19 protein-coding genes are annotated in these 22,041 nt (G+C 64.1%); 11 read left to right on the top strand and 8 right to left on the bottom strand.

Annotated features, from left to right (window positions below; all coding sequences use genetic code 11):
* Positions 1–177 precede the first annotated feature (177 nt).
* Positions 178–555, top strand: a complete 378-nt coding sequence (locus AC4BCN_RS07350; protein WP_070221366.1) for an HPF/RaiA family ribosome-associated protein — start codon at positions 178–180, stop codon at positions 553–555.
* A 261-nt stretch (positions 556–816) separates the two neighbouring features.
* Entirely contained in the window at positions 817–1,782 is a 966-nt protein-coding gene (locus AC4BCN_RS07345; RefSeq protein WP_128140368.1) for a GGDEF domain-containing protein, read from the top strand.
* Position 1,783: 1 nt separating this feature from the next.
* Here the strand turns inward: AC4BCN_RS07345 and AC4BCN_RS07340 are convergent, their stop codons facing one another.
* Positions 1,784–2,413, bottom strand: a complete 630-nt coding sequence (locus AC4BCN_RS07340; protein ID WP_490492904.1) for a DUF5610 domain-containing protein — start codon at positions 2,411–2,413, stop codon at positions 1,784–1,786.
* Positions 2,414–2,566: 153 nt separating this feature from the next.
* On the opposite strand from AC4BCN_RS07340, the gene sbcB reads away from it, so the two are divergent.
* Positions 2,567–4,015, top strand: coding sequence for an exodeoxyribonuclease I (sbcB, locus tag AC4BCN_RS07335; RefSeq protein ID WP_490492903.1), 1,449 nt, complete (start codon positions 2,567–2,569; stop codon positions 4,013–4,015).
* A 133-nt stretch (positions 4,016–4,148) separates the two neighbouring features.
* On the opposite strand, the gene pyrF is transcribed toward sbcB, so the two are convergent.
* The gene (pyrF, locus tag AC4BCN_RS07330) at positions 4,149–4,973 is read right to left on the bottom strand and encodes an orotidine-5'-phosphate decarboxylase (protein WP_485882318.1); all 825 of its coding nucleotides are present in this window, start codon (positions 4,971–4,973) and stop codon (positions 4,149–4,151) included.
* A 157-nt stretch (positions 4,974–5,130) separates the two neighbouring features.
* Here pyrF and AC4BCN_RS07325 point away from each other — a divergent pair, with 157 nt between their 5' ends.
* The 5 genes from AC4BCN_RS07325 (at position 5,131) to AC4BCN_RS07305 (ending at position 8,904) form a co-directional block, all read left to right on the top strand.
* A complete protein-coding gene (locus AC4BCN_RS07325; protein ID WP_485882320.1) occupies positions 5,131–5,745 on the top strand; it encodes a LemA family protein in 615 nt (204 codons plus the stop codon).
* Between the two features lies 1 nt (position 5,746).
* Positions 5,747–6,577 carry a TPM domain-containing protein gene (locus AC4BCN_RS07320; protein WP_490492902.1) on the top strand — a complete coding sequence of 277 codons (831 nt, stop codon included), beginning with the start codon at positions 5,747–5,749 and terminating at the stop codon, positions 6,575–6,577.
* Positions 6,577–7,098, top strand: a complete 522-nt coding sequence (locus AC4BCN_RS07315; RefSeq protein WP_139090232.1) for a TPM domain-containing protein — start codon at positions 6,577–6,579, stop codon at positions 7,096–7,098. The genes AC4BCN_RS07320 and AC4BCN_RS07315 overlap by 1 nt, the downstream gene beginning before the upstream one ends.
* 84 nt (positions 7,099–7,182) lie before the next feature.
* Positions 7,183–7,947 (top strand): SDR family NAD(P)-dependent oxidoreductase, encoded by a 765-nt coding sequence (locus AC4BCN_RS07310; RefSeq protein ID WP_139090231.1) that lies wholly within the window; start codon positions 7,183–7,185, stop codon positions 7,945–7,947.
* Positions 7,948–8,490: 543 nt separating this feature from the next.
* Positions 8,491–8,904 (top strand): VanZ family protein, encoded by a 414-nt coding sequence (locus AC4BCN_RS07305; RefSeq protein ID WP_490492901.1) that lies wholly within the window; start codon positions 8,491–8,493, stop codon positions 8,902–8,904.
* Here AC4BCN_RS07305 and AC4BCN_RS07300 read toward each other — a convergent pair whose 3' ends face one another.
* On the bottom strand, positions 8,905–9,204 hold the full coding sequence (locus AC4BCN_RS07300) for a hypothetical protein (RefSeq protein ID WP_485882329.1): 300 nt from the start codon (positions 9,202–9,204) through the stop codon (positions 8,905–8,907).
* A 262-nt stretch (positions 9,205–9,466) separates the two neighbouring features.
* Here AC4BCN_RS07300 and AC4BCN_RS07295 point away from each other — a divergent pair, with 262 nt between their 5' ends.
* Positions 9,467–10,018: a hypothetical protein gene (locus AC4BCN_RS07295; protein ID WP_490492900.1), complete on the top strand. Its 552-nt coding sequence runs from the start codon at positions 9,467–9,469 to the stop codon at positions 10,016–10,018.
* A 313-nt stretch (positions 10,019–10,331) separates the two neighbouring features.
* On the opposite strand, the gene AC4BCN_RS07290 is transcribed toward AC4BCN_RS07295, so the two are convergent.
* From AC4BCN_RS07290 to galT, 5 genes are all read right to left on the bottom strand, one after another.
* Entirely contained in the window at positions 10,332–14,168 is a 3,837-nt protein-coding gene (locus AC4BCN_RS07290) for an NAD(P)-binding protein (protein WP_490492899.1), read from the bottom strand.
* A gap of 55 nt (positions 14,169–14,223) precedes the next feature.
* Positions 14,224–15,963 (bottom strand): glycoside hydrolase family 2 protein, encoded by a 1,740-nt coding sequence (locus AC4BCN_RS07285; protein ID WP_456151043.1) that lies wholly within the window; start codon positions 15,961–15,963, stop codon positions 14,224–14,226.
* 177 nt (positions 15,964–16,140) lie between these two features.
* Positions 16,141–17,208 (bottom strand): galactokinase, encoded by a 1,068-nt coding sequence (galK, locus tag AC4BCN_RS07280; protein WP_128140379.1) that lies wholly within the window; start codon positions 17,206–17,208, stop codon positions 16,141–16,143.
* A complete protein-coding gene (locus AC4BCN_RS07275) occupies positions 17,205–18,311 on the bottom strand; it encodes a M24 family metallopeptidase (RefSeq protein WP_139090226.1) in 1,107 nt (368 codons plus the stop codon). Before AC4BCN_RS07275 ends, galK begins: the two co-directional genes overlap by 4 nt.
* On the bottom strand, positions 18,308–19,411 hold the full coding sequence (gene galT / locus AC4BCN_RS07270) for a galactose-1-phosphate uridylyltransferase (RefSeq protein WP_128140381.1): 1,104 nt from the start codon (positions 19,409–19,411) through the stop codon (positions 18,308–18,310). Before galT ends, AC4BCN_RS07275 begins: the two co-directional genes overlap by 4 nt.
* A 260-nt stretch (positions 19,412–19,671) precedes the next feature.
* On the opposite strand from galT, the gene AC4BCN_RS07265 reads away from it, so the two are divergent.
* Positions 19,672–20,670, top strand: a complete 999-nt coding sequence (locus tag AC4BCN_RS07265) for an LLM class flavin-dependent oxidoreductase (protein WP_490492898.1) — start codon at positions 19,672–19,674, stop codon at positions 20,668–20,670.
* A gap of 150 nt (positions 20,671–20,820) precedes the next feature.
* The gene (locus AC4BCN_RS07260; RefSeq protein ID WP_128140382.1) at positions 20,821–22,035 is read left to right on the top strand and encodes an MFS transporter; all 1,215 of its coding nucleotides are present in this window, start codon (positions 20,821–20,823) and stop codon (positions 22,033–22,035) included.
* The last annotated feature ends 6 nt before the right edge of the window (positions 22,036–22,041 follow it).

The raw sequence follows: 22,041 nt of genomic DNA, 5'->3' as shown, positions 1-22,041 counted from the left end.
CATGGTGGAAACTTGACCTGGCTGAAGGGTTAAGCTCATCTTAATCGTGCGCACCCTCTTGAAATACTGGAAAGAGGAGTAAGATAAGTTCCATGCACAGAGGTCATGTGCATGGGGCAGCAACCAGGCCGCAGCACGCCTGAGATGGGTTTTTTTTGAATTGACAGGAGTAAGCATATGCAAATCAATATTCATACCGACAGCACCATCGCCAACACCGCTGGACTGAACGAACATGTGCAATCCGTACTTGAAAGCGCACTGAGCCGCTTCCGCGACAACCTGACCCGCATCGAAGTCCACATCAGCGACACGAATGGCCCGAAAGGCGGCGCCGACGATATCCGCTGCGTCATGGAAGCACGCGTTGCTGGTTATCAACCGATTGCCGTGACCGAACAGAACGCCACCGTGCATCAATCCGTTGCCGGCGCCACCGACAAACTGAAACGCGCCATCGATAGCGCCCTGGGCCGCCTGCAAGACAGCAAGCGCCACGCCACCGGCAAGAATGCCGTGATCGATACGGCCGAAGCGGAAGAAACCGCCGAGTAACTCCCCACCTGCAGGATTTCCAGAGACTGAGGCAGCCGTTCAAGGCTGCCTTTGCACATCTGGACTCGTCTTCCTGCGCGACAACATCCATAGCAAAACAGCAAGCATTCCGGCGTATTAACACCGCAATGAAATAATTGTCGTATTTCTCACAGTAAGTGACATCAAGCAAGCCTTTGCCGTTACAGCCAAGGCCGCTTTACGCTATCATGAAGCTACCGGCCCCCTGCTCGCGCGCGCCGGCTTTTTGAAAGTGTGATTGTGGAACAGATCGGCAACTTCGGCGCTTCAGGCTGCAACATCGGCGATTTACAGTTATTTCGCGATGGGGCGGATAGCCAGACGGCCGCCATGCTGGCGCCCTGCCCCGTCATGCGCCTCGAAGCGGGCGAAGCCATTGCCGACACACAGGGTACTTGCCTGTATATCGTCCTGCGCGGTTCGCTGGCCGTGGCCGCCGACATCCACACGGGCATGGATGACGGCACCGTCAGCAAGGTCTTGCCCGGCGAAAGCGTGGGCGAACAATCGGTGCTCGATGAAGCGAGCAACCTGGCCGCCATTTCCGCCCTGGAAGAAACCGACCTGCTGGTGATCGACGCGGCCGTCGTCTGGGAATTGATCGAGCAATCGAACGGCCTGGCGCGCAACCTGCTGCGGCTGCTGTCCTTCCGCATCCGCGCCGCCAATGCCCTGCTGCGCCGCCGCCAGAAACTGGGCGAATTCTACCGCCAGTTGTCGATGGTCGACAGCCTGACGGGCTTGTACAACCGCGCCTGGCTGACGGATTTACTGCCGAACATGATCGTCACGGCCCACGCCAGTGCCTCGCCGCTGTCGCTAGTGATGATAGACCTCGACCATTTCAAGCGTTTCAACGACACGCACGGCCACCAGGCGGGCGACCAGGCGCTGCGCATCGCCGCGCAAGTGCTGGGCGCGGCCCTGCGGCCCACGGATTTTGCCGTGCGCTATGGTGGCGAGGAAATGATGGTGATCTTGCCCGATACCAACGAACACGTGGCCCTGCGGGTGGCCGAACGCCTGTGCGAACGGATGCAGCAAGCCGTCATCTTCGCCGACATGCGCAGCGCGCTGCCGCACATCACGGGCTCGTTCGGCGTGTCCAGCCTGGCGGCCGAACAGGACGACCATGCGCTGATCGCGGCCGCCGACGCGGCGCTGTACCGCGCGAAGGCAGGCGGACGCAACCAAGTCATGCTGTAGATCAGGCGGCCTTGCTGTCGGCCGGCTTGGTCGCATCCGGCTTGGCGGCCTCATCCTTCTTGCTGCTGTGCGCGGCGATGAAATCCGCATATCCCTTCTGCACCAGTTCATACGTCTTGTCGATATTGCCGGCGATATCGCCTTTCAACACTTTCAAGCCTTCCAGGATATCGCGCGCTTCCTTGAAGCCTTTTTCCATGCCGCCGCTGATGGTATCCATGAACTTGGTCAGGGCCGCATCGTCATCCAGGTCGGGATTCTGTTTCTTGAAGGCGTCAAAAAAACCAGTCGACAGCGATACAATGCGGCTCGCCGTCGCTTCGGCGCTATTGTCCTGCGACGCCGCGTTCTGGATTGCATCGTCGCCGTACTGGCCCTTCAGCGCTTCATTGATGTTGGTGATGGCCGTCTTGTACAGCAGCGCCAGCGGCTCATTCTCGGAACCGATCGACACGTTCAGCGACGCCTGCATGATGGAAGCGTTCAATTGCAGCTTCGTCCGGTCGTTGACGCTCATTTCAGCGTTGACGCCGTCCTTTTGCTGGACTTTCTCGTCCTTGCCGGCAACACCCGTACTGACGGAAGTCACGGAAGGGTTGGAATTGCCGCCTGCGGCGATGGGAATTGACATGATAGACCTCCTTGAACGGGCAATGTATGCCACCATGCGGGAAACGCGATGATGACCATCCTCTCGTGTAGTATCGGCAGGTTTTCAGAAAACTGTAGCAGCGGCGCGTTTACGGCCCGGATAACCAATCAAGCAACCAAGTAATGACCATCAATGACTAACCAGACCTTTCTTTGGCACGACTACGAAACCTTTGGCGCCCAGCCGCGCCGCGACCGCCCGGCCCAGTTCGCCGCCATCCGCACGGATGCCGAGCTCAACGAGATCGGCGAACCGATCATGCTGTATTGCCAGCCTGCTAATGATTTCCTGCCCGACCCGCAATCGTGCCTGATCACGGGCATCACGCCGCAGCAGTGTCTGCAGCTGGGCGTGCCCGAACACCAGTTTGCCGCCACCATCGAAGCGGCCTTTTCGGAGCCGGGCACCATCGGCGTGGGCTACAACACCATCCGTTTCGACGATGAAGTCACGCGTTTCCTGTTCTGGCGCAACCTGATCGACCCGTACGCGCGCGAATGGAAAAACCATTGCGGCCGCTGGGACATCCTCGACGTGGTGCGCATGACGCATGCGCTGCGCCCGGAAGGCATTCAATGGCCAAAGCGCGACGATGGCCAGACCAGTTTTAAACTGGAACACTTGAGCAAGGCCAACGGCCTGGCCCACGAAGCGGCGCACGATGCGTTGTCCGACGTGCGCGCCACCATCGCCCTGACCCGCCTGATCAAGCAGAAACAGCCGAAACTGTTCGAATTCTGCCTGGCGCTGCACAAGAAGGACCGGGTCGCCAGCGAAATGGGCATGCACCTGGCCGCCGGCGAGCGCCAGCCTTTCCTGCACGTGTCGGGCATGTTCCCCGCCGAACGGGGCTGCGTGGGCGTCGTCTGGCCGCTGGCCACGCACCCGAGCAACAAGAACGAGATTCTCGTCTGGGATTGCGCCTACGACCCGCGCGAACTGTTCCAGCTGGACGCCGACACCATCCGCACGCGGCTGTTCACGCGCAAGGAAGCCATGCCCGAAGGCATGACGCGCCTGCCCGTGAAAAGCGTGCACCTGAACAAGTCGCCCATGCTGGTCGGCAACCTGAAAACCTTGTCGCCGGCCATGGCCGCGCAATGGGGCATCGACGTGGACGCGGCGAAGGTCAACGCGCAATTCGCCGCCACGGCGCCGAACATGGACGCGATCTGGGCCGAAGTGTTCCAGCGCCCGGGCGCGAATGTGGCGCTGGACGTGGATGAGGATCTGTATAACGGTTTTGTCAGCAACGACGACCGCCGCCTGCTCGAATCCTTGCGCCGCGAAACGCCGGCCAAGCTGGCCACGGCCCGCCCCTCGTTTGCCGACGAACGCCTGCAGGAATTGCTGTTCCGCTACCGCGCCCGCAATTTCCCGCAAACCCTGAGCGAAGCGGAAAGCCTGCGCTGGGAACAGCACCGCGCCGCCCGCCTGTTCGACGGCGACGGCGGCGCCCGCACCATCGAAATGCTGTTTACGGAAATCGACGTGCTGTCGGAATCGGTCGATGAGCGGGGTGAGGAAATTCTGGGAGAGTTGTACGATTACGCGGAGATGGTGGCGCCCATGCGCGATTAGTCGACCTAACCAAACCGGTAGGTCGGATKAGCGGGCCGAAGGCCCGCGTAATCCGACAACATTGTCGACGTTACCGGTGTTGTCGGATTACGGCCGCTGGCCTAACCCGACCTACATTTTTTATGGATAGTGCTTAAACCGAACGGTGTTGATTGATCGCATCGCGCGTCTCGATCGCCACGCGGCGCGCTGCGTCGGCCCAGTCTTCATCCGCTTGCGGCGTGGCGTAGATGATGGCGCGCGACGAGCTGATCATCATGCCCATGCCCTTGGCCGTCTGGCCTGCGCCGACGGTAGCGGCGATGTCGCCGCCCTGGGCGCCGATGCCGGGCACCAGCAGCGGCATGTCGCCGACGATGGCGCGCACCTGCGCCAGTTCTTCAGGGAAGGTGGCGCCGACGACGAGCGCACACTGGCCGTTCTTGTTCCACTTATCGGCCACCAGGCGCGCCACGCGCTGGTACAGCGGTTCGCCGTCCGTATTCAGGAATTGCAGGTCCGAGCCGCCCGGGTTCGAAGTGCGGCACAGGATGATCACGCCGCGGTCTTTCCACGCCAGGTAGGGATCGAGCGAATCCTCGCCCATGTAGGGGTTCACGGTGACGGCGTCGGCGCCGTAGCGCTCGAACGCTTCGCGCGCATATTGCGTGGCTGTCGCGCCGATGTCGCCCCGTTTCGCGTCGAGGATCAGCGGGATGTGCGGGTAATTCTCGCGCACGTAGCGGCAGATGTCTTCCAGCTGCTTTTCCGCGCCCAGCGCGGCAAAATAGGCGATCTGCGGCTTGAAGGCGCAGGCCAGGTCGGCCGTGGCGTCGATGATGCGCGTGCAAAAGGTGGTGATTCCATCAGGCAAGTCGCGCAGTTCGGCCGGCAGTTTCGCCAGGTCCGGGTCCAGGCCCACGCACAGCAGGGAATTATTGGCCGTCCACGCGGCGGATAATTTATTGATGAAATTCACGGCACACCTTCTCTATATTCAGTTGCAAACCCCGTATTGTAACGCGGCATGGACGTGGGAAGGCAGCCAAGGGCCGCGGCCGGCGCTTATTAAACCGACATTGCGGGCCGTTTCAGGTATATTTGCCTCACCTCCTTTACTCTGCACGGAACCCATCATGCAAATCATCAATCAATTCACCAAATGGCTGCGCCTGGCCCTGAGCGTCACCGTCCTGGCCGGCATCCTGACGGGCTGCGGCTACAACGAATTCCAGAGCAAGGATGAAGCCACCAAGGCCGCCTGGGGCGAAGTGGTCAACCAGTACCAGCGCCGCGCCGACCTGATTCCCAACCTGGTCAACACCGTCAAGGGCTATGCCACGCACGAACGCGAAACCCTGGAAGCGGTGACCAAGGCGCGCGCCGCCGCCACCAGTTTCCAGATCACGCCCGAAGTGCTGAACGACCCGGCCGCGTTCGAGAAATTCCAGCAAGTGCAGGGGCAGCTGTCGTCGGCCCTGTCGCGCCTGATGGTGGTGTCCGAGAAATACCCTGACCTGAAGGCTGACACCAGCTTCCGCGATTTGCAGTCGCAGCTCGAAGGCACGGAAAACCGCATCACCGTGGCGCGCCAGCGCTACATCGTTGCCGTGCAGGATTACAACGTGCATGCGCGCAGCTTCCCGAACAACCTGACGGCCATGGTCTTCGGCTACAAGGTCAAGCCATCGTTCACGGTGGAAAACGAAAAAGCCATCTCGACCGCGCCGACCGTCAACTTTGGCAAATAAGATGAAAGCCTGGTCTTATCTGGCGGCGCTGGCGACGGCGCTGCTGCTGTGGACGAGCCTGCCAGCCGGCGCACAGGGTCTTGCACCCGTGCCGCCGCTGGCGGCGCGCGTGACGGACAACGCCGGCATGCTCGACGCCAAGCAAAAGGCGGCGCTGGAAGGCGTGCTGGCCGATTACGAAGCCAAGACGGGCAGCCAGATCGCCGTGCTGCTGGTCAAGAGCACGGAACCGGAAGCCATCGAGCAATACAGCATCCGCGTGACGGATGCCTGGAAGCTGGGCCGCAAGGGCGTCGATGACGGCGTGCTGCTGATGGTGGCGAAGGACAATCCATCGTCCTTGCGCCGCCTGCGCATCGAGGCGGGCCGCGGCGTGCAGGGCGTGCTGACTGATGCGCAATCGAAACGCATCCTGCAGGACGTGATCGCCCCGCATTTCAAGCAGAACGACTATTACGGCGGCCTGGTCGCCGGCGTGGGGTCAATTGCCACCCTGCTGAACCAGGAGCAATTCCCCGCCCCGGCCCAGCAGAAAGCGCCGGCCACGGTGGACGCGGGCGGCATGACCTTCTGGCTGCCGCTGCTGTTCTTCGGCTTCCTCGTCGTGCTGACCCTGTTCCGTTCGCGCGGCGGGCCTAACCGCCTGCAGCGCGGCAGCAACTGGTCCAGCGGCGCCACCGGCGTCGTGCTGGGCAGCATCCTCAGCCAGGCCCTGAACAACCGGGGCGGCGGTGGCGGCTTCGGCGGCGGAGGTGGTTTTGGCGGTGGCGGCGGTGGTTTCGGTGGCGGCGGCGGCGGATTTGACGGCGGCGGCGCCTCGGGAGATTGGTAATGACGAAACAACTGACATTCGGACAGCGCTGCGGACGCGCCTTGAAACATTTGCGGGGCACGCCGGCAACGGCGCGCCAGGCGTTTCCGGAACGCACCCTGAAAGCCATCGAGACGGCCATCGCCGACGGTGAAACGATGCACCGGGCGGAAGTGCGCCTGATCGTCGAAGCGGCCCTGACGCCAGGCATGGCCTACCAGGGCGTGAGCAACCGCGAACGGGCGCGCGAACTGTTCGCCCAGTATGGCGTGTGGGATACGGAAGACAACGTTGGCGTGCTGATCTATATCAATCTGGCCGAACACCAGGTCGATATCGTTGCCGACCGCAACGTGGGCCGCCGCATCACGCCGGAACAGTGGCAAGCCGTGTGCCGCACCATGACCAAGGGTTTCAAGGACGGCAATTACCACGACAGCACGCTCGATGCCTTGCAGCAGTTGAATACCTTGCTGCAAAGCCACTTCCCCGCTGACGGTACGCGCGGCAACCAGTTGCCCAACGAACCCATCCTCCTCTGATTCCTGTCCAGGGATTAAAATCTGCCCATTGCCGCGCAAGCCCGTGGCCTGGGCAGCGCCCCTATTACTCGCCGAGGAGCACACATGAAACTGATCAATAAAACCGCCATCGTCACGGGCGCCACACAAGGCATCGGCCTGGCTTGCGCCACCCGCCTGATCGCCGAAGGAGCGCAAGTGATGTTGGTCGACATCAAGGAAGAAGGCGCGCAGGCGGCCGCCGCCCTCGGACCGCAGGCACGCTTCTTTTGCGCCGACGTCAGCCAGAAGGCGGACGTCGACGCCATGCTGAAGGAAACGTTGGCCCAGTTCGGCCACATCGATATCCTCGTCAACAATGCGGGCGTCACGCACGCGGCCGATTTCCTCGACGTGTGCGAAGACGATTTCGACCGGGTCATGCGCATCAACCTGAAATCGATGTTCCTGTGCGGCCAGGCCGTGGCGCGCGAGATGGTCAAGCGCAACAGCGGCTGCATCATCAATATGTCCAGCGTGAATGCGGAACTGGCGATCCCGAACCAGGTGCCATACGTGGTGTCGAAAGGCGCCATCAACCAGCTGACCAAGGTCATGGCCTTGAACCTGGCACCGCACGGCGTACGCGTGAACGGCATCGGCCCGGGCACCATCCTGACGGAACTGGCCAAGCAGGCGGTGCTGTCGAGCCCGCAGGCGCGCCACACGATATTGTCGCGCACGCCGCTGGGCCGCTGCGGCGAGCCGGAGGAGGTGGCCGGCATCGCCGCCTTCCTGGCCAGCGACGACGCCACCTACATGACGGGCCAGACCATCTATGTCGATGGCGGGCGCATGGCGCTCAACTACACGGTGGCCGTGAAGGAATGAGGGCAAGACGAGGCAGTTATATAAAAAAACGATAATGGTTATCTGAAAAGACCATTAGACACATATCGTGCGACGCAGCATAATGCACCTGTCTCCACTATTCTCCTCCAAGAAAATAGTTTTAAGCCCGCTTTCACCAGCGGGCTTTTTTTTTCGCTATCAATGCTGAAACATGGCCATTCCTGCCACGACGCACAATTTTTTCGGTCATTCTGCCTGCCGCAAAAAAATGTTGCGGCGTGTCATCAGGCCGTCATTTTCGCCCCCTATACTTGCTTCATCTGCTGTACAGGCAACCGATATGCCTGACTACAGACAGGTGTGCCGCGATGGCACACCACTCCCCTTTCATGACCATGGCGAGCGCCGGCAAGGCGCGCGACATGGTGAGCAACTCTCAACTCTTGACCCATTTCATTTGGGTTTTTGGCCCGCGCCCCCGCGGGCCTTTTTTTTGCCTGCACGGCAAGCTCTTGCGCAAAAACACGGTAGCCCGCCACGCACATGATATTGTGACTGCCTTTCCAACCGTCCTCTCGCATCATGCCCGCACCATTGCTCGAACTCTGTTTTTCCGACCGCTATGAACGTCTGCGCTACCGCACGGCGCTGGTGCTGTATGCCCTGGTGATCCTGATCGGCGACATCCCCGGCGTGCGCGCGGACGTGGGCCAATATGCGTCGGGCGGCGTGCTGCATTCCTTCGGCTATGGCGTGCTGGCACTGATCCTGTTCAGCGGCACGGCAGGCGGCATGGCGCGCCGGGCGCTGCTATCGGTACTGATGGTGGCGGCCATGGGCGCGCTGGACGAATTCATCCAGAGTTTCCTGCCGTACCGCCGTGGCGCCGTCAGCGACTGGGTGGTCGATATCACGGCCGCCGTGGCTGTGGTGCTGCCACTGGACTTTCACTGGCCCGGCATGGCCGCCGCCGCGCTGAAAAAACAGCAGGACTGATCACGGCGCGGCATCATCGCCGGCGCCTAGCGCCAGCGGCAACTGGCCCTGGCCCGCTGCCGCCCGGCCGGCGATGCGGCGCAGCACCGTGCGCATCTCGCGCCGGCTGGCCGCTCCCGCTGCACGCGCCGCATCGCGCTGCATCTCCATCAACTGTTCCGACCGTGACAGCCTCGTCAAGGCATGCAGGGCCTGGGTCAGCGCATAGCGGGCGCGCGCCCCGTTCGCTGCGCCCGGGGCGCCGTACACGGCAATCACCAACTCATTGATCAGCTTGACGCTATGGGAATCGGCAGACATTTATTCTCCTGAGATAAGCAACGGGGAACAAGGCAATGCGCGAACGCCGTGCCCGCCCTGCACAAGAATGTCTTTTATACCAAGCTCGACAATTGAAGCACTTGATGTACCTCAATGTGAAATAACAAGTACCGAACATCTCAGTCCTCCTGCTCTCTTACTAGCAGCAGTTGCGGCCATGCCTGGCATGCGCCACTGACGCTGACCTCCGCCACACCCTGGAAACCGGGTTAACACTTTGTCAGACCAAGAGGAGAACAAGATGAGAGTAAAAAAAACCATGGCGCTGGCTGGCCTGCTGTGTACGCTGGCCGCCTGCAGTTCGGATCCGAACCGCACCAGCATGAGCAGCACGAACGGCCGCAGCGGTGAAAGCTACAGCAATACGGCCGGGACGGGCAGCACATCGGTTGGCAGCAGCGTCGGCACCGGCACCGGGACCGGCACCGGCACCAGCAGCACCATGAGCGACACCAGCACGGGCAGCAGCGGCACCGCAGGCACCGGCAGCGCCGACGCGCGCACCTCCACAGCCAACAACGCCATGAATATGGACGGCAGCCAGACCGGTGTGAGCATCGCCTCCGCCACGGTGCAATCGATCGAGCCGGTGCCGCGCGGCATGGATCAGGGCAGCAGCGACATGCAATCGGGCAGTTCCGGCACGGCGGGCACCACCTCGGGCAACACGCAGTACCGGGTCACCCTGCGCCTGGACGACGGCAGCACGCGGGCCATCATGCAAAACTCCCAGCCCAGCTACCAGATCGGCGATAGAGTCAAGGTAGTCAACGGCTTGCTGCAGCGCTATTGACGCGCTATTGACGTTATCGGGGATCAGCGCAGGGATCAGCGCGGCATGCACTGATACGTCTGGCCACTGGCGTTCGGGGTACTGAACGCCAGTGGCCAGCCGCGCCGCCAATGCCCAGGCAACCGACAAGAGGCAAGGCAGGATTCCATCTGCTTTGCCTCTTGCCTCTTGCCTCTTGTCTCTTGCCGGTTGCCCCTGGTGACTGTTGTGCCTATTGCTAGTCCCTCCTCCTCATCGTCTCCCTCATGTCCGTCGTGCTCATCGTGTCTACCTCGCGCCGGGAGAGCCCTTCCCGTGCTCCCGGCACAAGCACCTACTCCACCATGCCCATCTTGCGCTGGCTTGCCGCCAGCCCGGTGATCAGTTCCGCCGCTTTTTTCCCGGCCAGGAAGGCGTGGTCGGAATTGTAGTATTCCCACTCGCTGTAGCGTCCCGCCAGCACGATGTCCTGCGTGGACAGCCATGCCTTCACCAGCGCCACGTTGGCGGCCCGCGCATGGTCGTACACCACATAGGCGTAAGGCATGTCCACCTGGTTGGCGGCCAGCAGGCGGTCATCGTCGCGCAGCAAGCCCACCGCGATGCAATCGGCCACGCAGCGGTCAATCAGGGCCTGTCCATCGAGCGGCAGCGGTTTCCAGGGCGAATAACTGATCTCGCACGTGAGGCCGAAACCGCCCGGCGCATTGCAGTGGGGGCTGGCATTACCTTGCAGGAAGATACGGTGGAATATCGTCTCTTCCGGATAGTAAATCCAGTGTTTCTCGCTGATGTTTTCGCGCGCCACGCCCAGATTGACGCAGCGCACGGAAATATGCCGCAAGGCGCGCGCCGCCGCCTGTACCTGCGGCGGCGCCTGCTCGCCGATCAGGCGCACGAGCTGCGGCAATGGCATGGTGCTGAGCAAGTGCTGGTAGCGGAAGCGGCGGCCATCACCCAGCACGACCACGTGCTGGCGCGGCAAGACCTGCACCACATCGGCATTCAATTCCAGCTTGCCTTGCAGGTGCGGCAGGAAACCCGACATCAATGCCTGGAAGCCACCGCGCAAGGGATAGCCAAAGCGCGCATTTGGGCCCATCGGCTTGGCCACCGGTTCCAGCGCGCCCTCGATGATTTCTTCCAGGTTCGGCAAGGGCACCCGCCCGCCCAGCCACGACGTTTCCATCTCGGCCAGGGGAACGGTCCACAATTTCTTGTTGTAGGGAATAGCGAAATGGCGGGCGATGCCGCTGCCCCACACCTGATGGATGAATTGCTCGAAATTGGGCGCGGTCTGGGCTTGGGCTTGGGCCGGTGCCGCCACGGCATCATGCACCTGTTCCAGCCCCGTGCCGCCGTCGGCGCAGCAATCCTCAACGGCGCAAGCCGCAGCCGCTGCCTGGCCCGGTGCGGCCAGTGCCTTGCCGTAGCGCGCCTCGACGGCGCCGACGATGCATTCCTTGATGACGGCCGGCGGCAAGCCGTACAGCGCTCCCTGGAAAGGATAGCGCGTATAGACCTGTTTGCTGTAGACCCAGGCTTCACGGTTTTGCCAATGCAGGTTGGCGCCCAGCAAGGTGCGGTACATCTCGAGCACATAGTCATCGTTGGAAAACATGATGTGGCCCGCGTGATCGAAGGTAAAACCCCGGTCCTGGATGGAGCGGCACCAGCCGCCCACGGCGGCATTTTTATCCAGCAGCAAGGTATCGGCGCCCAGGTGATAGGCGGCGCTCAGGCCCGTCGGGCCGGCGCCGATGATGGCGCAGGCCACGGCTTGCGGCGCACCGGGGGGGTGCAGGAGGTTGACATCGGCGCAGGCGCCCGGTGTGGCGGCCTGCGCCGTGCTGGCGGCGGGCACCTGCTGGCGTGCGCCCTGCCCCGGTGGCGTCGTGTCGAGCAAGGTGCGCATCTGCTCCACCGTGGCATCCCAGGAGGTAGCCTCGGCGATGGCGCGCATGCTGGCGGCCATCGCCGCGCGCTGTTCCGGCATCGCCGCCAGCGCCGCCTCGCAAGCGGCAACAAAGGCTTCCGGCGTATCGGCGATGGCCACGATGTCGCCATACGGCACGGCCACATCGGTGATCGACGTGCTGACGATGGGCAGCTGCGCCGCCATGTATTCGAGCACCTTGGTCGGACTGATGAGGCGGGTCGCTTCATTTCTGGCGAAGGGCAGCAGGCACACGTCCCAGCCGGCCAGGAAGTGCGGCAGCGCCTGGTACGGCTGCTGGCCCAGGTAATGGATATTCTGCCGCTGCGGCAAGCTGGCCGGGTCGATCTTGAGAATGGGGCCGACCAGCACGATTTGCCACTCGGGATGGGCGTCGGCCAGCGCCGCCACCAGGGCCGGCTCGAAACGCTCGTCGATCACGCCGTAATAGCCGAGCCTGGGCCGGCCGATCTCCGCTTGCGCGGGATGGCCATTGTGGCGGTCCAGCGCCTGTTCGAAGTGCACGGTATCGACGCTGCTGGCGAAGCAATGGACGTTCGCGTGGCGCGTGCGCTTCGCCTCGAACAGGCTGGGGCCGCCGGCAAACACGAGGTCGGCGCGCGCCAGCAAGGCCGTTTCGCGCTGCAGCAGTTGCCGAGGCGCATTCTTGAATGCGGCCAGTTCATCCATGCAGTCATACACGACCAGATCCGCGTGCAGGGCCGGCAGCAGCGGCAGCGCCATCGGCGTATAGAACCACACGATAGGATCGTCGGCTGGCGTGATCTGGCTCAGCAGGGGTTGCAGCACGGCCAGCTGGTCGTCGTGAAAACCGGGCGCCTGCACGGCCGTGCGGGGCTGGCACACGGTCACGTTCGGCGCCGGCGTGGACAGTTCCAAGGTGCCGGGCCCGTCGTGCCAGACGGGCTCCTCGACGAAGACCACGCGGTAGAACTGCGCCAGGCGCGACAGCAGCTGTTGCGGACGCTGATACACGAAATTCCAGCGTAAATGGGAAAAAACGATGATGGTTCGCATGCCAGTTCCTTTCTGCCCTGCCAGGGCAAACGTTGAACAAAGTTGTCCGGTCAGGCGCTGTGCCTGCCGTAGTGCCGCCGCGTAAGGGGGCACGAGGATGCGCCGCAGCCGCTCTCCCCCTTCGCCGTCCAGGCCGACATCCCACAGGCCGCTGCGGTGCCAGTGGCTGGCATCGTCCCAGTCGGGACGGTCGATCACGGGATAGATGCAGACGCCGCGCAGCTCGGCACCATGCTGGACGGCCAGCGCCGCCTCGACGGCCACGTCGCGTATCCAGGTGCCGCGCCCGCTGCCCACGTGGCTCGTTTCGGCCAGCAGCAGCGGCCGCTGGTAGCGCGCCTGCACTTCCAGCAGCAACTGGTGCAGGGGCATGCGGCGCGGCTCGCCCAGGTGCCACCACAGGCGCAGGTTGCTGCCGCTTTCCCACTGGTTGCTGTGGTAATAGTTCAGGCCGATCAAGTCCAGATAGCGCGGCGCGCCGCCCAGTTCCGGCGCTTGCCGGCCGCACAGCATGTCCCACGCCTCGAACTGCGAGGCACGCCAGGCGGCCGCCTGCGCAACCCAGTCCGTGCGTCCGGGCGGCGCGGTCACGTGGATCAGGGGATCGCATTGCAGGAAGCGCGCCTGCGGGCTGACGGCACGGATGGCGTCGCAACCGGCCACGGTGGCGCGCACCAGCTGCCGCTTGCCTTCCTCGCCCGCATCGGGCCGGTACATATTCAGGCACTGGAACATGTGCACCGACAAGCCCCAGCTGGTAAACGAGATTTCATTGATGGGCGAATACATGGGCGCGCGACCCACATATGGCGCGAGAAACTGCGCTGCCGCCCGGCAATAGCGGGCAAAGCGCGGCACGAAGTCCGGCGAGAACAGGTCGAGCTCGGGCGGCCAGCCGTAGTGGCAGAAGGTCCAGTTGATCTGCAGTCCCAGCTCCTGCGCCACGGCGGCGCGCTCTTCAATGAAGGAAAAATCGAACTGGCCGTCGCGCTCGGCCAGGCGCCAGCCTATGCTTTCGCGCACGCTGCGGATGCCGAACTGGCGCAGCAGCAGGTAGTCTTCGCGCACCCGGTCCAGGTGGCCCGTGGCGCGGTTCATGTCCAGCGCCTGGCCGCCATGGGTGATGTGGTCGGCGCCCTCGTAGCCCGCCTGCCAGTAAGTCAGGAACGGCGCTGCCGCGCCATCGGTATCGGCCATGCCTGCTCCTCTTGATGTGATGAACCAGATGAAACGTGCCGGGCCCGGCTTGCGTTCAATTGAGCCGGATATTGCGGGTGGCCGCGCTGAGCAGCTCCAGCGCGGCCTTCGGCGTTCGGTCCGCCGTCAGCAGACCATTGGTTTCCTGGAACGTGTCGGCAAACTGCGTGTAGCAAAAACCGCTGAACATCTGCGCCGTGTTGACGACGTTCATCAGGCGCCGGTAAATATCAAGGAAGGCCGCCTCGTTGCCCACGCGCGCATAGCCCCAGGTTTCCGCCGATTCGCTCTGTTCCCGGTCAAAGGCGATGCCGCCAAATTCCGTGAGGACGATGGGCTGGCCCCGGTGCGGAAAGCCGTCAAGCGTGAGGATGCGTCCGCCCGGCCGACGCTGGTCGAACAAGGTGGTGCGGGCCGAATCGCTGATCGCATAGCGCGCCTGCAGCCGTTCCGGATCGCAGTCGTAATCGTGGATGCCGAGAATGTCGGTGGCCGACGCTTCCCAGCCGTCGTTGCCGATCACGGGGCGCGTGGGATCGAGCGTGCGCGTCAGGTGGTACAGCGCCTCGACGGCGTTGCGGTGGGCCTGGATGGCCGTCAGGTTGGGCACGCCCCACGATTCGTTGAACGGCACCCAGACGAGGATGCAAGGATGGCTGTAGTCGCGTTCGATCACGTCCGTCCATTCGCGCACCATGCGCGTGATGGCCTTGCTGGAAAAGCGGTACGTCGATGGCATTTCTTCCCACACCAGCAAGCCCAGGCGGTCGGCCCAGTACAGGTAGCGCGGGTCTTCGATCTTCTGGTGCTTGCGCACGCCGTTGAAACCCAGGGCCTTGGCCAGTTCCACGTCGCGCCGCAGGGCGTCGTCGGAAGGCGCGGCCAGCAGGGTGTCGGGCCAGTAGCCCTGGTCGAGCACGAGGCGCAGCGGATATGGCCGGCCATTGAGCATGAAACGGTCGCGGTTGATGGCCACCGAACGCAGCGCCGTGTACGACTTGACGGTATCGAGCAGCGCGTCGCCATGCCACAAGGTCACTTCGGCATCGAGCAGGATGGGCCGTTCCGGACTCCACAGCAGTTCGTTGCGCGAATCGTCGATGCCGGGGTCGGACAGGGCGATCTTGCGGCTCGCTTCGTTTTCGATCAGCTTGTACTGGTCGTCGGCCAGCAGGTTGTCGCCATGCCAGATGCGCACGGCCACGGTGAGGTCATTCTGCAAGTCGCCCATGGCGAACACGTCGCAGCCGATCTCGTAGCCCTCGAACACGGGCGTCCAGCGCAGCTTGCCGATATAGGTGGCCGCCACGCGCTCGATCCACACGCTTTGCCAGATGCCCGTGGTGCGCGGATACCAGATGGAATGGGGCAGCAGCTGCCAGTCCTGCTTGCCGCGCGGCTTGGCCAGGTCGTGCGGATCGTCCTCGACGCGCACCGTCAGCACCTGCGGCCCGTCGGGCAGCAGCGCATGGCTGATGTTGGCGACAAACGGCGTGTGGCCCCCCTCGTGGTCGGCCACCACGTGTCCGTTCAGCCATACCTTCGCATGGTAGTCGACGGCGCCGAAATGCAGCAGCACGCAAGGACCACCCGGCTGCAGCAAAAATTCGCGCTGGTACCAGCAAACGCGGTGAAAACCCCGGTCGCCCACGCCGCTGGCCTGCGATTCCGGTGGGAACGGCACGATGATGTCATGCGTCCAGTCGATGCCGTCATCGGGCAGCCGGTAGCGCCGCTCATTGTCAAAGGTAAAACGCCAGGCGCCGTTCAACGATTGCCAGTTTTCGCGCACCATCTGCGGGCGCGGATACGCGAAGGTGACCGTGCCAGGCAGGGCGGTCCCGGCCTGGCCGTCATCGGTATCGGATGGGGGGAGATGGTCATTGAGCATGTGTGTTGGAGGCATGCGGCACGGGCCAAGTTCCGAAGAAAGAGGCTTGCTTTGTCACGCATGAGCAAGATCAAACCACGCTCAATTCAAGGGAACCACCATGCGTGCGCTGTATCCATCGGCGTTAAAGCGCTGCACCACCGTGCGCCCCGCGCTGGCCGCGCACTGCTTGCGGCACAGGGCCACGCAGGCGCCGCCAAAACCGGCCCCCGTCAGGCGCGCGCCGTACACGGCCGACTGCGCCGACATCAGCGCCACCAGCGCATCGAGCACCGGCAGCGACACTTCATAATCGTCGCGCAGGCTGGCGTGCGACTGCGCCATCAGCTGGCCGAAGAGCACGGGGCCATGCTGGCCGCACGCTTGCAGCACGCGCAGGTTTTCGCTGACCACGTGGCGCGCGCGGCGGCGGTACGGCTCGGGCAAGCCTTCCACCACGGACGGCTCACGCACGTCGCGCAGCGCCGCCACGCCCAGCAGGCGCGCCGCCTGTTCGCACTCGGCGCGCCGCACGTTGTACGCGCTGCCGGCCAGGGTGCGCGCCACGCCGCTGTCGATGACCAGCACCTCGCTGTCGTGGGGTAGCGCCAGCAGTTCATGGCGCAGGGTACGCGCATCGAGCAGCAGCATGTGGCGCTCGTCGGCCAGGCTGGACGCCATCTGGTCCATCACGCCGCAATTGACTTGCGCGTAGCGGATTTCCGCCTGCTGCCCCATCAGCGCCAGCGACACGTCGTCAATCTGCAGCCCCAGCAGCTGGCGCAGCGCGCGCAGCATGGCGATCTCCAGCGCCGCGCTGCTCGACAGGCCGGCGCCCGGCGGCACGTCCGAATCGATATGGGCGCGCACGGCCGGCACGGCGACGCCGCGCTCCTCGAGCAGGCGGATGCAGCCTTCGAGGTAGCGGCCGAAACCGGGCGGCGCGGCGCACTGGCGCTCGAAACGCACGAGTTCGTCAAGGGTTGCCGAATAGAACTGATGGTGGCCGTCCGTGGCCAGCGCCAGCATCACCCGCGTGCGTTGCGGCGTGGCGCACGGCAGCATGTAGCCATCGTTGTAATCCGTATGCTCGCCCAGCAGGTTGACCCTGCCGGGGGCCGAGGCCGCCACCACGGGGACGGTGCCGAAATACGCGTCGGGGGTGATCATGGCAACTCCAGGGTCAGCGGACGCAGCCGTCCCTGCACCGGGGTAACTGGCCAGTCCGGGTCGCAGGTCAGGTTGTGCAGGCGCCCGCCGCTGAGCAGGAAAGTGTCTTCCACCATGCTGCCAGGCAAGCTGGGATGGAAGGCCAGGGCCATGCCGTCCTTCAGGGTGATTTCCGTGTGCGCGCCGGCGGCCACCTCGGGCGCGCGGTAGCCGACGATGCCGCCCTGCCGGAATTCCTGCACCGTGTCGGGCTGGCCCGCATACGCATAGGCGCTGTCGAGCGCGTGATAAACCATGCTCAGCGCATGCCCCGCCACGCAGGCGTCGAGCGCCACCGCTTCCAGCGCCAGGATGGCCGCGTCCGCTTCGCCGATGCCGTCGCGCGCGGGGCGGAAACGGCGCTGGCGGCTCAGGCTGGCGCACAGGCCATAAGCTTGCGCGCACAGTGCCAGCACGGCACGCTCGCCCAGCGGCGACGCGGCCGGTGGCGCGCGCCGGTAGCGCTCGAAGCGCTCGGCGCCCGCCGCCAGCACGTACACGGCGTGCAGGCCGCGCGACCACAGGGCACGGGCGCAGGCGCCGGCCAGGTCCTGCTCGCTCCAGTCCGGACGCGCGGCGCGCAGCGCTTCGCTGGCGGCCGCGGCGGCCAGGCGCCCCACTTCGCGATAGCGCGCCTGTTCCGGCGCCAGCAGGGACAGGCGCTCCGCGCGAAGGGCAACGGGCAGGCAGCGTTCTTGCAGGCCGGGCCGGTCGCACAGCACGGGCCGCCCTCCCGCCGCATGCTGCACGAAATGCTCGCGCAATTCGGCCAGCCGCGGCTGCATCCACGGCGTCACTTGCCAGGTCCAGCAGCCGCGCACCTCTTCCTGGCGCAGCCGCTGCGCCTCGGCCGCATCCGTCAGGATGTAGGCCGCATCGCGCGTGACGAGCACCTCGGCACAGCCGTACTCGGCCGTCTGGCAGGGGCTGCCCGACCCGCCCGCAGTGGCCCAGGCGAACCAGTCCACGCCACGCAGGCGCACCGCGCCAGCCCGCTCCTGTTCCAGCCAGCCGCGCATCTGTGCCAGCTTATGTGCAATTTCCAGTTCGACATTCCAGTTCATGCGATTTCCTCTGCCATATTCCATGCCACGCGCACTTCCTGCAGCTGCCGCGCCGACTCCTCGGGCAGGGCATCCATGGCGTACATGCCGGCGCCCAACTCGGTACCGGCCAGGTATTTGAGCCGTTCGCGCGTGCGGTAGGGCGGATAAAACTGTGCGTGCAGCTGCGTTTCCGGATGTGCGCGGCCGTCTGTCGGCGCCTGGTACCAGGCCATCAGATAAGGCATCTCGCGCTGCCACAAGCCGTCGTATTTCAGCAAGACGGTCTTCAGGGCGCGCGCCAGATCCTCGCGCTGCTCCACCGACAAGGCCGCAAAGCTGTCCGTCTGCCGCAGCGGCATCACCCACGCTTCATACGGGTAGCGGGCGCAGGCGGGAACAAAAGCGATGGCCTCCGTCCCCAGGTACAGCAATCGCGTGCCGCCATCGGCTTCGCGCCGCGCCATGTCCACCAGCAGGGCCTGGCCATGCTCGGCGAAATACGCACGCTCCTGCTCCAGCATGCGCGCCGGTACCGGTGGAACAAAGGGATAGGCATAGATCTGGCCATGCGGGTGGTGCAGCGTCACGCCCACTTCCGCGCCACGGTTTTCGAACGGGAGCACATAGGAGATGCCGGGCCGCTTGGCGAGTTCTTGCGTGCGCCCGGCCCACGCTTGCAGCAGCAAGACGATGTGACTGACAGGCAAGGTGCCCAGCGAGGCGCCGGCATCCTGGGCGAACACCACCACTTCGCACTGGCCGCTGGCGGGCGCCGTGGCGACCGTCAGGTCGGGCGGGTCGTGGGCGCTCAGCGCCAGGGTGGGAAAGCGGTTGTCGAAGACGGCGATATCGTAGTCGCCGGCAGGCAATTCCGTCGGATGCGCGGGATCGCGCGTGGGCGCCAGCGGGTTGTACTCTGCCGGAGGAAGAAAGGTGCGGCCCTGGCGATAGGCCGCGTACGCCACCCACTCGCCGCGCAAGGGATGCCAGCGCAAGTGCGGATTGGCTTCCTGCGGCAAGGGGAAAGGGCTCGGTGCAACGCCAGCGACGACGATGGGACGCCTACTGTAAAGGGTCAGCTGGCGCCCGTCGGGTTTGACGAGTTGCTCGCAATACATGATGTTTCACAATCTTAAGGCACGAATTCTTAAGACTGGGGCTGGCAAGGAAAGTTCCAGAGTTTGCGGCGACTCCGTCAGTTCAAGCAGCACCGATCCCGACCGGCACGAGTTTTTTACCGATCAGTACGCAAATTCCCGATTCGCATTATCATGTGCACAGCCTGTCATCTCTGCCGCTTTCAAGGCCGACCCTATTGTCGTCAGGGGATAGACAAATCGTCCATTGTGATTTTCCACCACGTCCCGATATCGCTACCATGATTCCATTTTCCATACTCGACCTGGCCCCCATCGCCGAAGGCAGCGACGCCAGCCAGTCGTTCAAGAACACGCTCGACCTGGCGCAGCATGGCGAACGCTGGGGCTACAACCGCTACTGGCTGGCCGAACACCACGGCATGCCCGGCATCGCCAGCGCCGCCACGGCCGTCGTCATCGCCCATGTGGCGGCCGGCACGACAACCATCCGCGTGGGCGCGGGCGGCGTGATGCTGCCGAACCACTCGCCGCTCGTCATCGCGGAACAGTTCGGCACCCTGGAAGCGCTGCATCCGGGCCGCATCGACCTGGGCCTGGGCCGCGCGCCCGGCTCCGACCAGACGACGGCGCGCGCCCTGCGCCGCGACTTGCAATCCGACGCGGAACAATTTCCGCAGGACGTACTGGAATTGATCGACTATATGTCCGACGAGCCGCGCCAGCGCGTACTGGCCGTGCCCGGCAAGGGCGCGAAAGTGCCCGTGTGGATACTGGGCTCGAGCCTGTTCGGCGCCCAGCTGGCCGCCCACCTGGGCTTGCCGTATGCATTCGCCTCGCACTTCGCGCCGCAGATGATGATGCAAGCCGTGGCCTATTACCGCGAACATTTCAAGCCTTCAAAACAATTGGCGAAACCGTACGTGATGCTGGGCTTTAACGTCTTTGCCGCCGATACGGATGCCGAGGCGCACTTGCGCGCCACGTCGATGCAGCAGGCCTTCGTCAACCTGCGCACGGGCCGCCCGTCGCGTCTGCAGCCGCCCGTGCCCGGCTACTTGGAGCAACTGGGTCCGCAGGAACGCGCCATGCTCGATTCCGTCCTGTCCTGCACGGCCATCGGCGCCCCGGACACCGTCAAGGCGAAAATGGCCGCCTTCATCGCCGAAACGGGCGCCGACGAACTGATGATCACTTCGCAGATCTTCGACCACCAGCACCGGCTGCGCTCGTATGAAATCACGGCGCAGGTGCATGCGGAGCTTGCAAGCACGCAGTAAACTTTAACTCTCCCTCGGTATATATCCCCATATACCCTTTTCCCGGCCGTCGGCAACGATCGCCGGGATTTTTTTGCCTGTCCGGCAAGAAATGCGCAGCCCCGTTATCATGCTTATCCAAAAGCATCACTCGAAGAAAGTTGTATCCGCATGAAATCCGCACCATCGAATGTCGATACCAGCGCCCTGCTGACGTCGACCCGCATCCTGCTGTTCGCCCTGTCCGCCGGCGTGCTCGTCGCCAGCCTCTACTATGTGCAGCCGCTCACCTCCATGCTGGCCGCCTCGTTTGGCGTCAGCGTGCCGCAAGCGGGCTACTTGGTCACGGCCACGCAGATCGGCTATGTGCTGGGCATCGTCTTCCTGGTCCCCCTCAGTGACGTGCTGAACCGCCGCAAGCTGCTGACGTGGATGCTGATCGCCAAGATAGCCGCCCTGCTGCTGGCCGCCACCAGCCAGAACATCATCGTCTTTGCCATCGCCAGCGTGCTGATGGGCATCACGTCCAGCGCCTTGATGGTGGTGACGGCCATGGTGGCCTCGTACGCGCCCGATCACAGCCGGGGCCGCATGGTGGGCACCGTCATGACGGGCTTGTTGCTGGGCATCTTGCTGGCGCGTACCGTCTCCGGCACGGTGTCGCAGATCAGCGGCGGCTGGCGCACCGTCTACGTGCTGGCCGCCATCGTCGTCGCGGCCCTGCTCGTCATGTTGCGCCGCATCCTGCCGAACGAGGCGCCACGCGGCAAGCTGCAATACGGAAAATTAATGGCTTCCCTGGCCGACATCATCCGCCAGGAACCGTTGCTGCGCCAGCGCGCCCTGTTCTCGGGCCTGGGCCTGGGCACCTTCAGCGTGTTCTGGACGGGCCTGACCTTTTTGCTTAGCGGCGAACCCTATCACTACTCGGAAATGCAGATCGGCCTGTTCGGCCTGGCGGGCGCCACGGGCGCGTTTGCCGCCAACACGGCGGGCCGCATGGCCGACCGCGGCTACGCGCGCCAAGCCACGTGGCTGCTGGCCGTCGCCTCGATCGCGGGCTGGGCCTTGATCGGCTTTGGCGCTCATTCGCTCGTGCTGCTGTTGATCGGTATCGTCCTGTTGGACATGGGCGTGATGGGCCTGCAAGTGACGCACCAGTCCATCATTTATAAACTGGCGCCACATGCACGCGCAAGGGTGACCACCGTGTTCATCGCGGGCGGCTTCATCGGCGCATCGGCAGGCTCGGCCCTGGCCAGCGCCAGCTTTGCCGCCGGCGGCTGGCCCGCCCTGTGCATGGTAGGCGGCGCCATGCCGCTGCTGATGCTGATCGTGTGGAGCAAGTACCGGCACACGCAACGGCGGCTGGAGCGGCTGGCCTGACCTGGC

Source organism: Janthinobacterium sp. Bl 1, assembly GCF_058215535.1.
This window is presented reverse-complemented; position numbering and strand designations above follow the sequence as displayed.

Coding starts and splice junctions, on each gene's coding strand:
- AC4BCN_RS07350 (WP_070221366.1), top strand. CDS start 178: ATGCAAATCAATATTCATACCGACAGCACCATCGCCAACACCGCTGGA.
- AC4BCN_RS07340 (WP_490492904.1), bottom strand. CDS start 2,413: ATGTCAATTCCCATCGCCGCAGGCGGCAATTCCAACCCTTCCGTGACT.
- sbcB (WP_490492903.1), top strand. CDS start 2,567: ATGACTAACCAGACCTTTCTTTGGCACGACTACGAAACCTTTGGCGCC.
- AC4BCN_RS07325 (WP_485882320.1), top strand. CDS start 5,131: ATGCAAATCATCAATCAATTCACCAAATGGCTGCGCCTGGCCCTGAGC.
- AC4BCN_RS07320 (WP_490492902.1), top strand. CDS start 5,747: ATGAAAGCCTGGTCTTATCTGGCGGCGCTGGCGACGGCGCTGCTGCTG.
- AC4BCN_RS07315 (WP_139090232.1), top strand. CDS start 6,577: ATGACGAAACAACTGACATTCGGACAGCGCTGCGGACGCGCCTTGAAA.
- AC4BCN_RS07310 (WP_139090231.1), top strand. CDS start 7,183: ATGAAACTGATCAATAAAACCGCCATCGTCACGGGCGCCACACAAGGC.
- AC4BCN_RS07305 (WP_490492901.1), top strand. CDS start 8,491: ATGCCCGCACCATTGCTCGAACTCTGTTTTTCCGACCGCTATGAACGT.
- AC4BCN_RS07300 (WP_485882329.1), bottom strand. CDS start 9,204: ATGTCTGCCGATTCCCATAGCGTCAAGCTGATCAATGAGTTGGTGATT.
- AC4BCN_RS07295 (WP_490492900.1), top strand. CDS start 9,467: ATGAGAGTAAAAAAAACCATGGCGCTGGCTGGCCTGCTGTGTACGCTG.
- AC4BCN_RS07290 (WP_490492899.1), bottom strand. CDS start 14,168: ATGGCCGATACCGATGGCGCGGCAGCGCCGTTCCTGACTTACTGGCAG.
- AC4BCN_RS07285 (WP_456151043.1), bottom strand. CDS start 15,963: ATGGTGCGCGAAAACTGGCAATCGTTGAACGGCGCCTGGCGTTTTACC.
- galK (WP_128140379.1), bottom strand. CDS start 17,208: ATGATCACCCCCGACGCGTATTTCGGCACCGTCCCCGTGGTGGCGGCC.
- AC4BCN_RS07275 (WP_139090226.1), bottom strand. CDS start 18,311: ATGAACTGGAATGTCGAACTGGAAATTGCACATAAGCTGGCACAGATG.
- galT (WP_128140381.1), bottom strand. CDS start 19,411: ATGTATTGCGAGCAACTCGTCAAACCCGACGGGCGCCAGCTGACCCTT.
- AC4BCN_RS07265 (WP_490492898.1), top strand. CDS start 19,672: ATGATTCCATTTTCCATACTCGACCTGGCCCCCATCGCCGAAGGCAGC.
- AC4BCN_RS07260 (WP_128140382.1), top strand. CDS start 20,821: ATGAAATCCGCACCATCGAATGTCGATACCAGCGCCCTGCTGACGTCG.